General features: G+C 72.9%; 11 protein-coding genes, 1 pseudogene and 1 riboswitch. Of the genes and pseudogenes, 8 read left to right on the top strand and 4 right to left on the bottom strand.

Annotated features, from left to right (window positions below; all coding sequences use genetic code 11):
- Positions 1-3: 3 nt before the first annotated feature.
- A complete protein-coding gene (gene rocD / locus ACZ51I_RS24375) occupies positions 4-1209 on the bottom strand; it encodes an ornithine--oxo-acid transaminase (RefSeq protein WP_468879433.1) in 1206 nt (401 codons plus the stop codon).
- Positions 1210-1317: 108 nt separating this feature from the next.
- A riboswitch (ZMP/ZTP riboswitch) is annotated at positions 1318-1408 on the top strand.
- Positions 1409-1472: 64 nt separating this feature from the next.
- Between rocD and ACZ51I_RS24380 the strand changes: the two genes are divergently transcribed.
- The 3 genes from ACZ51I_RS24380 (at position 1473) to ACZ51I_RS24390 (ending at position 4672) form a co-directional block, all read left to right on the top strand.
- Entirely contained in the window at positions 1473-2756 is a 1284-nt protein-coding gene (locus tag ACZ51I_RS24380) for a serine hydroxymethyltransferase (RefSeq protein ID WP_468879436.1), read from the top strand.
- 216 nt (positions 2757-2972) lie between these two features.
- Complete coding sequence (trpS, locus tag ACZ51I_RS24385; RefSeq protein WP_468879438.1) at positions 2973-3986, top strand: tryptophan--tRNA ligase; 1014 nt, start codon at positions 2973-2975, stop codon at positions 3984-3986.
- 95 nt (positions 3987-4081) lie between these two features.
- Positions 4082-4672 carry a 2'-5' RNA ligase family protein gene (locus ACZ51I_RS24390; RefSeq protein ID WP_468879440.1) on the top strand — a complete coding sequence of 197 codons (591 nt, stop codon included), beginning with the start codon at positions 4082-4084 and terminating at the stop codon, positions 4670-4672.
- Between the two features lie 55 nt (positions 4673-4727).
- On the opposite strand, the gene ACZ51I_RS24395 is transcribed toward ACZ51I_RS24390, so the two are convergent.
- A complete protein-coding gene (locus tag ACZ51I_RS24395; protein WP_468879442.1) occupies positions 4728-5483 on the bottom strand; it encodes a decaprenylphospho-beta-D-erythro-pentofuranosid-2-ulose 2-reductase in 756 nt (251 codons plus the stop codon).
- 8 nt (positions 5484-5491) lie between these two features.
- Positions 5492-6868 carry an FAD-binding protein gene (locus tag ACZ51I_RS24400; RefSeq protein WP_468879445.1) on the bottom strand — a complete coding sequence of 459 codons (1377 nt, stop codon included), beginning with the start codon at positions 6866-6868 and terminating at the stop codon, positions 5492-5494.
- Positions 6869-7206: 338 nt separating this feature from the next.
- Here ACZ51I_RS24400 and ACZ51I_RS24405 point away from each other — a divergent pair, with 338 nt between their 5' ends.
- From ACZ51I_RS24405 to ACZ51I_RS24415, 3 genes are read left to right on the top strand one after another with little or no spacing between them, the layout of a single operon-like run.
- Complete coding sequence (locus ACZ51I_RS24405) at positions 7207-7737, top strand: phosphatase PAP2 family protein (RefSeq protein ID WP_468879656.1); 531 nt, start codon at positions 7207-7209, stop codon at positions 7735-7737.
- The gene (locus ACZ51I_RS24410; RefSeq protein ID WP_468879448.1) at positions 7734-8684 is read left to right on the top strand and encodes a decaprenyl-phosphate phosphoribosyltransferase; all 951 of its coding nucleotides are present in this window, start codon (positions 7734-7736) and stop codon (positions 8682-8684) included. Before ACZ51I_RS24405 ends, ACZ51I_RS24410 begins: the two co-directional genes overlap by 4 nt.
- A gap of 60 nt (positions 8685-8744) precedes the next feature.
- Positions 8745-9740, top strand: a complete 996-nt coding sequence (locus ACZ51I_RS24415; RefSeq protein WP_468879451.1) for a YihY/virulence factor BrkB family protein — start codon at positions 8745-8747, stop codon at positions 9738-9740.
- Between the two features lie 346 nt (positions 9741-10086).
- On the opposite strand, the pseudogene ACZ51I_RS24420 reads toward ACZ51I_RS24415, so the two are convergent.
- Positions 10087-11121 (bottom strand): annotated as a pseudogene (locus ACZ51I_RS24420) (D-alanyl-D-alanine carboxypeptidase); the annotation flags it as partial.
- Here ACZ51I_RS24420 and ACZ51I_RS24425 point away from each other — a divergent pair.
- Entirely contained in the window at positions 11060-11305 is a 246-nt protein-coding gene (locus ACZ51I_RS24425; protein ID WP_359589775.1) for an SCO4848 family membrane protein, read from the top strand. The pseudogene ACZ51I_RS24420 and the gene ACZ51I_RS24425 sit on opposite strands and share 62 nt — an antisense overlap.
- Positions 11306-11341: 36 nt before the next feature.
- Positions 11342-12574, top strand: coding sequence for a metallophosphoesterase (locus tag ACZ51I_RS24430; protein ID WP_468879658.1), 1233 nt, complete (start codon positions 11342-11344; stop codon positions 12572-12574).
- The last annotated feature ends 166 nt before the right edge of the window (positions 12575-12740 follow it).

A 12740-nucleotide genomic window follows, 5' to 3' on the forward strand; every position in this document is an offset into this window, starting at 1 on the left:
CGCTCACTCCGACAGAACGCCCCTCAACTGCTCCAGACCCCAGTCCAGATCCTCCTTCGAGATGACCAGCGGCGGGGCGATCCGGATCGTGGAACCGTGCGTGTCCTTCACCAGGACCCCACGCTCCATCAGCTTCTCCGAGATCTCCCGGCCCGTGCCCTTGGACGGCACGATGTCCACCCCGGCCCACAGCCCGCGCCCGCGCACCGCCTCCACCGCGCCGCCGCCCACGAGCAGCCCCAGCTCGGCGTGGAGGTGCTCGCCCAACTCCGCCGCCCGCTCCTGGAACTCACCCGTCCGCAGCATCGCGATCACCTCAAGGGCCACCGCGCAGGCCAGCGGGTTCCCGCCGAACGTCGACCCGTGCTCACCCGGCCGGAACACCCCGAGCACCTCACGGTCGGCCACCACCGCCGACACCGGCACCACCCCGCCGCCCAGCGCCTTCCCCAGGATGTACACGTCGGGCACCACACCCTCGTGCTCGCACGCGAACGTCCGCCCCGTCCGGCCCAGACCCGACTGGATCTCGTCCGCCATGAACAGCACGTTCCGTCGGCGCGTCAGCTCCCGCACCCCCGCCAGATAACCGGCCGGCGGGACCAGGACCCCCGCCTCCCCCTGGATCGGTTCGAGCAGCACGGCCACCGTGTTCTCGGTGACCGCCGCCTCCATCGCCGTCAGGTCCCCGTACGGCACGATCTCGAACCCCGGTGTGTACGGCCCGTAGTGGTCCCGCGCCTCGTGGTCCGTGGAGAAGCTCACGATCGTCGTCGTCCGGCCGTGGAAGTTGTTCGCCGCGACCACGATCTTCGCGTGCCCGTCCGGCACGCCCTTCACCTCGTACCCCCACTTCCGGGCGGTTTTCACGGCCGTCTCGACCGCCTCCGCCCCCGTGTTCATCGGCAGCACCGCCTCCTTCCCGCACAGCTCCGCGAGCTGCGCGCAGAACTCGGCGAACCGGTCGTGGTGGAAGGCGCGCGAGGTCAGCGTCACCCGCTCCAACTGCGCCTTGGCGGCGTCGATCAGACGCCGGTTGCCGTGCCCGAAGTTGAGCGCCGAGTACCCGGCGAGCATGTCGAGATAGCGGCGCCCCTCGACATCGGTCATCCAGGCTCCGTCCGCCGAGGCGACGACGACCGGAAGGGGGTGGTAGTTGTGAGCGCTGTGCGCGTCCGCGGAAGCGATGGCGTCTTCTGTCCTCGGCACGGGATCTCCGTTCGTCCTGCGGCTCGGGGGGTACGTGTGGCCCCCTTCTTATCGTCGCTCGGATGCCGGACGGGGAAACCTCGGCGACGGCGCGCCAGCTACCCTGGAGCCACGCACGGCGACTGGCGTACGGGGAAGCGACCCCGGGGGAGCCGCGCGCGTACCACCACACGAGGTGCCGCTCGCCTGGGCATCACGGGCCCCTGGTCCCGTGCGCACCTCAGCCCCGGGACCGTTCCGCCGAACGCCCGGAGGACACCGGCATGACCACCCCGCAGCAGCATCCCGCGCTCGCCGCCGCCGACCCCGAACTCGCCGCACTCGTCGGCGCCGAGGAACGGCTGCAGGCCGAGACCCTGCGCCTCATCCCCAGCGAGAACTACGTCTCCGCCGCCGTGCTCGAAGCCTCCGGCACCGTCCTCCAGAACAAGTACAGCGAGGGCTACCCCGGTCGCCGCTACTACGAGGGCCAGCAGAACATCGACCAGGTCGAGACCCTCGCGATCGAACGCGCCAAGGGCCTCTTCGGCGTCGACCACGCCAACGTCCAGCCCTACTCCGGCTCGCCGGCCAACCTCGCCGTCTACCTCGCCTTCGCGCAGCCCGGCGACACCGTCATGGGCATGGCCCTGCCCATGGGCGGCCACCTCACCCACGGCTGGGGCGTCTCCGCCACCGGCAGCTGGTTCCGGGGCGTCCAGTACGGCGTCCGCCAGGCCGCGGTCTCCGACGGCGGGGGCCTCATCGACTTCGACCAGGTCCGCGACCTCGCCCTCAAGGAGCGCCCGAAGGTCATCTTCTGCGGCGGCACCGCGCTGCCCCGCACCATCGACTTCGCCGCCTTCGGCGAGATCGCCCGCGAGTCCGGCGCCGTCCTCGTCGCCGACGTCGCCCACATCGCCGGCCTCATCGCGGGCGGCGCCCACCCGTCCCCGGTCGGCCACGTCGACGTGATCTCCACGACCACCCACAAGACCCTCCGCGGCCCGCGCGGCGCCATGCTGATGTCCACCGAGGAGCACGCCAAGGCCCTCGACAAGGCCGTCTTCCCCGGCCTCCAGGGCGGCCCCCACAACCAGACCACCGCCGCCATCGCCGTCGCCCTCCGCGAGGCCTCCCAGCCCTCCTTCCGCGACTACGCCCACGCCGTCGTCGCCAACGCCAAGGCCCTCGCCGAGGCGCTCCTCGCCCGCGGCTTCGACCTGGTCTCCGGCGGCACCGACAACCATCTGATCCTGATCGACCTCACCCCCAGGCAGGTCCCGGGCAAGATCGCCGCGAAGGCCCTCGACCGGGCGGGGATCGTCGTGAACTACAACACCGTTCCCTACGACCCGCGGAAGCCCTTCGACCCCTCCGGCATCCGCATCGGCACCCCTTCCCTCACCTCCCGCGGCCTCACCACGGACCACATGGCCACGGTCGCCGACTGGATCGACCGCGCTGTCACCGCCGCCGGCACCGGCGACGAGGACACCCTCCGCGCGATCCGCGCCGAGGTCGCCGACCTGATGGCCACCCACCCGGCCCCGGGCCTCCCGGTCTGACCACGGCCGCCGGGCGGTCCCGCCGCCCGGCCGCCGACCCGCCGACCGCACTGTGTTCCTGGTCTCATCGGCGACGATCCTCAGCGGCCGGGCCCGGAACGCCGCGCCCTCCTCGAAACGCCCGAACGGCCGGTACGCGTTGAAGAAGGCCCGTCCTCACGCTCTCGGTACACCGGCAGTCGGGGATCGGTTCCCACACCTGAGAGAATGATGTGCATGGCCTCTGACAGTCCCCGTGTGCTCTCCGGAATCCAGCCCACCGCAGGCTCGTTCCACCTCGGCAACTACCTCGGCGCCGTCCGCCAGTGGGTCGCCCTCCAGGAGACCCACGACGCCTTCTACATGGTCGTCGACCTGCACGCGATCACGGTCCCGCAGGACCCCGCCGAGCTGCGCGCCAACACCCGGCTCGCCGCCGCCCAGCTCCTCGCCGCCGGTCTCGACCCGGAGCGCTGCACCCTCTTCGTCCAGAGCCACGTGCCCGAGCACGCGCAGCTCGGCTGGGTCATGAACTGCCTCACCGGCTTCGGCGAGGCGTCCCGCATGACCCAGTTCAAGGACAAGTCCGCGAAGCAGGGCGCCGACCGCGCCACCGTCGGCCTCTTCACGTACCCGATCCTCCAGGTCGCGGACATCCTGCTCTACCAGGCCAACGAGGTCCCGGTGGGCGAGGACCAGCGCCAGCACATCGAGCTGACCCGCGACCTCGCGGAGCGCTTCAACGGCCGCTTCGGCGAGACGTTCACGATCCCCAAGCCGTACATCCTCAAGGAGACGGCGAAGATCTACGACCTCCAGGACCCGACGATCAAGATGAGCAAGTCGGCGTCCACGCCGAAGGGTCTCATCAACCTCCTGGACGAGCCGAAGACCACCGCGAAGAAGGTCAAGAGCGCCGTCACCGACACCGACACGGTGATCCGCTTCGACCCGGTGAACAAGGCGGGCGTCTCCAACCTGCTGACGATCATGTCCACGCTCACCGCCACGTCCGTCGAGGACCTGGAGAAGAGCTACGAGGGCAAGATGTACGGCGCGCTCAAGACGGATCTCGCCGAGGTCATGGTGGACTTCGTCACGCCGTTCCGGGCCCGCACGCAGGAATACCTGGACGACCCGGAGACGCTGGACTCGGTCCTGGCCAAGGGCGCGGAGAAGGCCCGTGCCGTCGCCGCGGAGACGCTCGCGCAGACGTACGAGCGGATGGGCTTCCTGCCCGCCAAGCACTGAGTCCTGGGACCCTGGCCACGAGGGTGGTGCAGGACGCACACTGGCGGCTGCACCACCACACACCGACTCGACGACGGACGACGGAGGAGAACGACGTGGGGACCGTAACGCTCGGCGTTTCGATCGCGGTCCCGGAGCCCTACGGCAGCCTGCTCCAGGAGCGGCGCGCCGGCTTCGGGGACCCTGCCGCGTACGGCATCCCCACGCACATCACCCTGGTCCCGCCGACCGAGGTCCCCGAGGAGCGGCTGCCGGAGATCGAGACCCACCTCGCGGGTGTCGCCGCCGACCACCAGCCCTTCCGGGTCCGTCTCAAGGGCACCGGGACCTTCCGCCCGCTCTCCCCGGTCGTCTTCGTGAAGCTGAAGGAGGGCGTGTCCCTCTGCAACCGGCTCCAGCACCGGATCCGGGACGAGGCGGGGCCCCTCGTCCGTGAGCTCCAGTTCCCGTACCACCCGCACGTCACGGTGGCGCACGGCATCTCCGAGGAGGGGATGGACCGGGCGTTCGAGGAGCTCGCGGGGTACGAGGCCGCCTGGGTCTGCCGCTCCTTCGCGCTGTACGAGCAGGGCCGGGACGGGATCTGGCGGAAGCTGTGCGACTACGAGTTCGGCAGCGGCCGCCCGATCTCGGCCGTCCCCGCGCAGGGCGGCAGCCCGGTCGACACACCGACGCCGACGGCCTGAGCCGTACGACCCGGCCCGGAGCCGGCCGTACGACCCGGCCAGAGCCCGCCGTACGTCACACCGGCAGGCGCCGGAACAGCGGCCTCGGCACGTGCCGTACCGCCGCCATCACCATCCGCAGCGCCCCCGGCACCCACACCGTCTCCGAGCGACGCCGCAGCCCCAGCTCGATCGCGCACGCGACCGCCTCCGGGGTCGTCGCGAGCGGCGCCTCCGCGAGCCCGGCCGTCATCTTCGAGCGCACGAACCCGGGCCGTACGACCATGACGTGCACGCCCGTGCCGTGCAGCGCGTCCCCGAGGCCCTGGGCGAAGGCGTCGAGCCCCGCCTTCGACGAGCCGTAGATGAAGTTCGCCCGGCGGGCCCGCTCGCCCGCCACCGAGGAGAGCACCACCAGGGAGCCGTGCCCCTGCGCCTGGAGCGCGCCCGCGCACACCAGACCGGCCGAGACGGCGCCCGTGTAGTTGGTCTGCGCGACCCGGACGGCGGCGAGCGGGTCGGACTCGTCGCGCGCCTGGTCGCCGAGGACCCCGAAGGCGAGCAGCACCATGTCGATGTCCCCCTCGGTGAAGATCTTCCCGAGCCGCTCCTCGTGCGACTCGGTGTCGAGCGCGTCGAACGGCACCGTGTGCACGTCCGCCCCCAGGACGCGCAGCGATTCGGCGGCGGCCGTGAGGGCGGGGGAGGGGCGGCCGGCCAGCCAGACCGTGCGGGTGCGGCGCGCGATCAGCCGGCGGGCGGTGGCGAGCCCGATCTCGGAGGTGCCGCCGAGGACGAGCAGGGACTGCGGGGCACCGAAGGCGTCCTTCACGTGAACTCCTAGAGGTCGAGACGGCGGGCCAGGTCCGAGGTGAAGACGGCCCGGGGGTCGAGCGCCGCGCGCAGCGCCCGGAACTCGTCGAGCCGGGGGTACATCGCGGCCAGCGTCTCCGGCCGGACCCGTGAGTCCTTCGCGAGGTAGACCCGGCCGCCCGCGCCCACGACCTCCTCGTCGAGCGCGTCCAGGAAACGCCCGAGACCGGGAAGGCCGGTGGGGAGGTCCAGGGCGAGGGTCCAGCCGGGGAGGGGGAAGGACAGCCAGCCGGGATCGCCCGCGCCGAACCGTTTCAGTACGGCGAGGAACGAGGGGCAGCGCCGGTCCGCGATCCGCCGCACGATCCGCCGGACGGCGTCCTCCTGCCCGTACGGGACCACGAACTGGTACTGGACGAACCCCTCGGGCCCGTAGATCCGGTTCCAGTGCGGGACGCCGTCGAGGGGGTGGAAGAAGGCCGGCAGCGACTGGAGACGGCCGGTCTCGGCGCGGGGGGCCCTGCGGTACCAGAGCTCGTTGAAGAGTCCGACGGACGTCCGGCCGAGCAGCCCCGTGGGGACGTACGGCGGCGGGGCGGGCAGCCGCCCCGGCCGGAAGCCGAGCGGCGCGCGGCGGGCCCGGTGACGGCGGGGCAGAGCGTCGTACGGGGCGTGGTCGCCGCGCGTCAGGACCGCGCGGCCGGTGGCTGCGCCCCGGGCGAGCAGGTCGATCCAGGCGACGGAGTAGCGGTACGCGTGGTCGGTGGCGGTGAGCCGGGCCATCAGTTCGTCGAGGCCCGGGACGCGCTCGGTGTCCACGCGCATGAGGGAGGTCTCGACGGGCAGCAGCCGCAGGGTGGCGGAGAGGATCACGCCCGTCAGGCCCATGCCGCCGGTGGTGGCGTCGAAGAGCGGCGTCCCGGGCAGCACGGTCCGGATCTCGCCGTCGGCGGTGAGGAGTTCGAGCGCGGTCACGTGCCGGCCGAAGGAACCCGAGACGTGGTGGTTCTTGCCGTGGATGTCGGCGCCGATCGCGCCGCCGACGGTCACGTACCGGGTGCCGGGGGTGACCGGGACGAACCAGCCGAGCGGCAGCAGCGCCTCCATCAGCCGGTGCAGGCTCACGCCCGCCTCGCAGACGACGAGCCCGGCGGTGGTGTCGACGGCAAGGATCCGGTCCAGGCCGGTCATGTCGAGGACGGTGCCGCCGGCGTTCTGAGCGGCGTCGCCGTACGCGCGGCCGAGGCCGCGGGCGACGGCGCCCCGGGAGCCGCAGGCGAGAACGGCCTCGACCGCCTCGGCGCGACCGCGGGGCCGGTGCACGCGCGCGAGGGTCGGGGCGGTGCGGCCCCAGCCGGTGAGCGCTTCGCAGTCGTCGTCCAGGACAAGGGTCTCGACAGCCATGGAGGTGACCGTATAGCCGTGTCTACGGCTTATGCCGGTATTGGGTGGCGGTTCGTCGAAATGGGTGATTAAACGAGTGTCAGGAAAGAGACCTCGCGCCCTGGCCCGCGGCCCGCGTCAGAGTCACCGTGACCGACTCGAACGGCGAAGCCCGACAGGGGGCATCACGGATGCGTGACGCGAGACCGGCCGCACCCGAGCGGCCTGGAGGCGAGGCCTCCGCCCCGTGGGCCGGGGGCGCGGCCGGGGCTTCGGGCGGGTGGCCCGCGGCCCCGGACCGGCCACCCGTCCCCCCGCCCGGCCGTGCGGGGCCGGCGGGCGGCGACCCGGGCTGGGTCCTGGCCGAGCGGCGCGTCCTCGACGCGCTGCGCGCCTGCGGCCACCGGCCCGGCCTCGCCGTCGCCGCCCGGGGCCTCTCCCTCGGCGGTGAGCACGGCGCCCTCTGGCTGGCCGCAGGGCTCACCGCCGCCGCCGTCGACCGCCCGCGCCGGAACGGCTGGCTGCGGGGCACCGCCCTGATCGCCACCGCGCACCTCGCGAGCATGGGCCTCAAACGGCTCGTACGGCGGCCCCGGCCGGCCCCGGACACGTACCAGCCCCTCGTGCACACCGCCGGCCGGCACTCCTTCCCCAGCTCCCACGCCACCTCCTCCGCCGCCGCGGTCGTCGCCTTCGGCGCGCTCCACCCCACCGCCGGCCGGCTCGCCGCCCCCCTCGCCGCCGCGATGTGCCTCTCCCGCCTGGTCGCCGGCGTCCACCACCCCGGTGACGTCGCCGCCGGCGCCCTGCTCGGCGCCGCCACGGCCGCGGCGGGCCGCCGCCTCCTCCGGGGACCGGGCACGCGCGCGCGTGGGGAGGGCCTGTCGTGAGTGAGCGGGTCGGGGCCGCCGTCCTCGACGCGCCCGCCGTCGTACGGGACACGCCCGCGCGTGCGCACGGCGGCCGAGCGCTGGGGCTGCTCAGGACCGCCCGGCCCCGTCAGTGGGTCAAGAACGTCCTCGTACTCGCCGCCCCCGCCGCCGCGGGACGGCTCGACTCCTGGCAGACCGGGACCCGCCTCGCGCTGGTCTTCGCGCTGTTCACGGCCGCCGCCTCCGCCGTCTACCTCCTCAACGACGCGCGCGACGCCGAGGCCGACCGCGCCCACCCCGCCAAGTGCCGCCGCCCGGTGGCCTCGGGCCAGGTCCCCGTCGCCCTCGCCGGCGTCACCGGGGCCCTGCTCGGCCTCGGCTCCGCCGTCGCCGCCGCGCTGCTGTGCGGCCCGCTGACCTCCGCCCTGCTCGTCGCGTACCTCGCCATGCAGGTCGCGTACTGCGTCCGCCTCAAACACGTCCTCGTCGTCGACCTCGCCGTCGTCGCCACCGGCTTCCTGATGCGGGCGATGATCGGCGGGGTGGCGCTCGGCATCCCGCTCTCCCGCTGGTTCCTCATCACGACCGGCTTCGGCGCGCTCTTCATGGTCGCCGCCAAGCGGTACTCCGAGGCCGTGCAGATGGAGGGCGCCGAGGGGGCGACGCGGGCGCTGCTCACCCAGTACACGACGGGGTACCTGCGGTTCGTCTGGCAGCTGGCGGCCGGCGCCGCGGTCCTCGGGTACTGCCTGTGGGCCCTGGAGTCGGGCGGCCCGGCGGAGGCGTCGCTGCCGTGGCGCCAGCTCTCCGTGGCCGCCTTCGTCCTCGGGGTCCTGCGGTACGCGGTCTTCGCCGACCGGGGCACGGCGGGCGCGCCCGAGGACGTCGTCCTGCGCGACCGGCCGCTCGCCGTCATCGGCCTGGCATGGGCCGCGATGTACGGGATGTCGGTCGCGGGTCTGTGAGCTCCGGCGGGGGATTCTCTTACCCGGGACATCCGACGGCGCGAGGAGTGGACGTACGACATGGACTGGCTGACCAAGCTGCCCGTCATCGGCCCCTGGGTCACGCGCCTGATGCGGACCCACGCCTGGCACTCGTACGAGACCCTCGACGCGGCGCACTGGACCCGGCTCGCCGCCGCCATCACCTTCGTCTCCTTCGTCGCCCTCTTCCCGCTGATCACGGTCACCGCCGCGATCGGCGCCGCGCTCCTCACCGACGACCAGCTCGACCGGATCGAGCAGAAGCTCGGCGACCAGGTGCCCGGGATCTCCGACCAGCTGGACATCGGCGGACTGGTCGCGAACGCCGGCACCGTCGGACTCGTCGCCGGCGCAGTCCTGCTGGTCACCGGCATCAGCTGGATCGGCTCCATGCGGGAGTGCCTGCGCGCGGTGTGGGGCCTCGACGACGTCGAGGGCAACCCGATCCTGCTCAAGGCCAAGGACGGGTTGATCCTCGTCGGCCTCGGCGGCGTCGCGCTCGCCTCGCTCGCCGCGTCCTGGCTCGGCTCCACCGCCGTCGGCTGGAGCGCCGACCGGGTCGGCATCTCGGGCGAAGGGGCGGGCGGCGTCCTGCTCCAGGTCGCGGCCGTCCTCGTCGCCGTCGTCGCCGACTTCCTGGTCCTGCTGTACGTGCTGTCGCTGCTGCCGGGAGTCGAACCGCGCCGCCGGGACCTCGTGGTGGCGGCGCTGATGGGCGCGGTCGGCTTCGAGCTGCTGAAGCTGCTGCTCGGCGGCTATATGAAGGGGGTCGCGGCGAAGTCGATGTACGGGGCGTTCGGCGTACCGGTCGCCCTGCTCCTCTGGATCAACTTCACCGCGAAGCTGCTGTTGTTCTGCGCGGCGTGGACGGCTACGGAGTCACGTCGGCAGAGCCCGTCGAGCCAGGAGACGCCTCAGGAGCCGGACCAGGAGACGCGGCCGGAGCCTGATCAGGAGTCGCACCCGGAGCCTCCTCCGGGGACGGCGGACGGCGACGACGCGCCGTCGACGCGGCCAGCGGCCAGCGGCGGTTGACCAGGAGGACGGCGGCGGCCAGGAGCAGGAGAACACCGCCCGCCACGGCCAGCGCGATCCCGACCCCGCCGGACTTCTGGGCGGTGGCGGCCGCGTGGAGCGCCTCCCGCGGGGCGTCCTTGCCGGGCGCGGGAGCCGTGACCTCCTGCGGGGCGGCGGAAGGGTTCGTACGTTCCGAGACGGGCGGCACGAGTTCACCCACCGGCGTCACCTTCCCGGAGGCCGCGAAGCCCCAGTCGAGCAGCCGGGCGGCCTCGCGGTAGACCGCGTGCTGCTCCTTCGAGGAGGGGTTCATGACGGTGACGAGCAGGACCCTGCCGTTGCGCTCCGCGACGCCCGTGAAGGTGGCGCCCGCGTGCGTGGTGTTGCCGTTCTTGACCCCGGCGATGCCCGGGTACGGGGCGACGCCGAGGTCGCCGGTGAGGAGCCGGTTGGTGTTCTGGATCTCGAAGGTCTCGCGCTTCTTGCCCGGCTTGGCCTCGCCGGGGAAGACGGCGCGGGGCGTGGCGGCGTACTCGCGGAAGTCCGCTTTCTGCATGCCGTGGCGGGCGATGAGCGTGAGGTCGTACGCGGAGGAGACCTGGCCCGGGGCGTCGTAGCCGTCCGGGGAGACGACGTGGGTGTCGAGGGCCTGGAGCTCGGCCGCGTGGGCGTTCATGTCGGTCACGGTCTGGACGAGACCGTTGTTCATGCTGGTCAGCACGTGCACGGCGTCGTTGCCGGAGCGGAGGAAGACACCGAGCCACAGGTCGCGGACGCTGTAGGTCTGCTTCTCCTTGAGGCCGACCAGGCTGGATCCGGCCCCGACGCCGGCCAGGTCCTGGTTGGTGACCAGATGGTTCTGGGTCTTGTTGGAGAACTTCGGCAGCAGCGTGTCGGCGAAGAGCATCTTGAGCGTGGACGCCGGGGCGAGCCGCCAGTGCGCGTTGTGCGCGGCGAGGATCTGCCCGCTCTCCGCGTCCGCGACGATCCAGGAACGGCCGGACAGCTCCTTCGGCAGCACCGGGGCGCCGGGGCCGAGCTGCACCTGCGTCCCGGGCCTGCTGAGCAGGGAACCGCCGACGCTGGACATCACGGCGGGAGGCTTGGGCTGCTGGTCCTTCCCGTCCTTTCCGTCCTTCCCGTCGGCGTGGGCCACGGGCGCGGCGACGACGAGCGGCAGGAACACAGCAGCGGCGACCGCCCAAGCGGTCTTCTTCGAAGCAGACACGGTCAGGAACGTACAGGTACGCATGATCGATCCGAACCCCGGCAGGCGGTTCGCCCGCGCTCCTCCACCCGGAAGCGGGGGCCGAGGGGACGACGGTGATACTGGGGGCATGAAGCTCAGCCGCCGCGTCTCCTGGTTCCTGCTCGCCTTCGGGGTGTGGTCTTGGTTCATCTGGGTCACCTTCGTCAAGAACCTGTGGAACGACGGGAGCGGCCTCGCCTTCGACGACGCCGGCGACCCGACGGCCTACTTCTGGGTTCATCTGCTGCTTGCCGTCACGTCCTTTGTCCTGGGGACGGTGATCGGCGTGATCGGGTTGCGCGGGGTGCGCGCCGCGCGCCGCGCGGACGCGTAGAGGGGTTCCGGGGGCGTGGTCGTCTTTCTCCTGGTCATGGTCGTGGTACTCGCGCTGCTCGGCGCGGTCCACTGGTACGTATGGCGGCGTCTCGTGCGGGACGTCACGGTGACCGGGAGCCCGGCACGCCGGCTCGGTACGGGCGCCGTCGTGGTCCTGCCGATGCTCTCCCTCGCGGCCCTGGTCTCCTCGCGGGCGGGCGCGCCCTTCCCGGTCCAGCAGGCGGTCGCCTGGCCGGGCTTCCTCTGGCTCGCCGTGCTCCTGTACCTGGTCCTGGCCCTGCTCGTCGGCGAGGCCGTCCGGCCGCTCCTGCGGGCATGGACGCGTCGGCGCGCGGTCGCCGTCGCGGAGCCCGTACCCGCGCCGCGGGCCGTACCCGTGCCCGACGTCGCACCCACCCCTGAGCCCGTGCCCGACGAGCCTGCGCCGCCGTCCGCCGAGCCCTCCCGGCGGCTGTTCGTCTCCCGCGTCGTCGCGGGGTCCGCCGCCGCCGTCGCCGTCGGGACCGTCGGGTACGGCACGTACGGCGTGCTGCGCGGGCCCCGGGTCAAGCGGGTCACCGTCCCGCTCGCCAAGATCCCGCGCGCCGCGCACGGCTACCGGATCGCCGTCGTGTCCGACATCCACCTCGGCCCGATCCTGGGCCGCGCCCACACCCAGCGCATCGTGGACACGATCAACGCCACCCAGCCCGACCTGATCGCGGTCGTCGGCGACCTCGTCGACGGGACCGTCGAGAACCTCGGCCCGGCCGCCGAGCCGCTCGCCCGGCTCCGCGCGCGCCACGGCTCCTTCTTCGTGACCGGCAACCACGAGTACTTCTCGGGCGCCGACGCCTGGGTCGAGCACGTCCGCGAGCTCGGCCTGCGCCCGCTGCGCAACGCGCGCGTGGAGATCCCGGCCGGCTTCGACCTCGCCGGCGTCGACGACGTCGCCGGGGAGAGCGAGGGGCAGGGCCCCGACTTCGGGCGGGCCCTCGGCGACCGCGACCGGGCCCGCGCCGCCGTGCTCCTCGCGCACCAGCCGATCGTCGTCCACGACGCCGTACGCCACGGCGTGGACCTCCAGCTCTCCGGTCACACCCACGGCGGCCAGCTCTGGCCCGGCAACCACCTCGCCGAACTGGCCAACCCGACCGTCGCCGGGCTGGAGCGGTACGGGGACACCCAGCTGTACGTCTCACGGGGCGCGGGCGCCTGGGGGCCCCCGGTCCGGGTCGGGGCGCCCTCCGACATCACGATCGTGGAACTCGCCTCGAAACAGGCCTGATCGGAATCCGTCACACCCCGCGCCGAGGGCGGTACGTGCCGCTCATCGACCCGAACTCCCCCATCCCGGACATTTGCCCGTGCTGTGACAGTCCGCTGTGAAAGTTTTCTCTTCCGGTTGTGAAACCCGTGTGATGGGATGCGCTCATCGCGACGTTTCCGGGGGC

It is taken from the genome of Streptomyces sp. NPDC034084 (assembly GCF_055575535.1).

Bases quoted from the DNA above. Each gene is read 5' to 3' on its own strand.
- ACZ51I_RS24380 (WP_468879436.1), top strand. From the start codon at position 1,473: ATGACCACCCCGCAGCAGCATCCCGCGCTCGCCGCCGCCGACCCCGAA.
- trpS (WP_468879438.1), top strand. From the start codon at position 2,973: ATGGCCTCTGACAGTCCCCGTGTGCTCTCCGGAATCCAGCCCACCGCA.
- ACZ51I_RS24400 (WP_468879445.1), bottom strand. From the start codon at position 6,868: ATGGCTGTCGAGACCCTTGTCCTGGACGACGACTGCGAAGCGCTCACC.
- ACZ51I_RS24415 (WP_468879451.1), top strand. From the start codon at position 8,745: ATGGACTGGCTGACCAAGCTGCCCGTCATCGGCCCCTGGGTCACGCGC.
- ACZ51I_RS24425 (WP_359589775.1), top strand. From the start codon at position 11,060: ATGAAGCTCAGCCGCCGCGTCTCCTGGTTCCTGCTCGCCTTCGGGGTG.
- ACZ51I_RS24430 (WP_468879658.1), top strand. From the start codon at position 11,342: ATGGTCGTGGTACTCGCGCTGCTCGGCGCGGTCCACTGGTACGTATGG.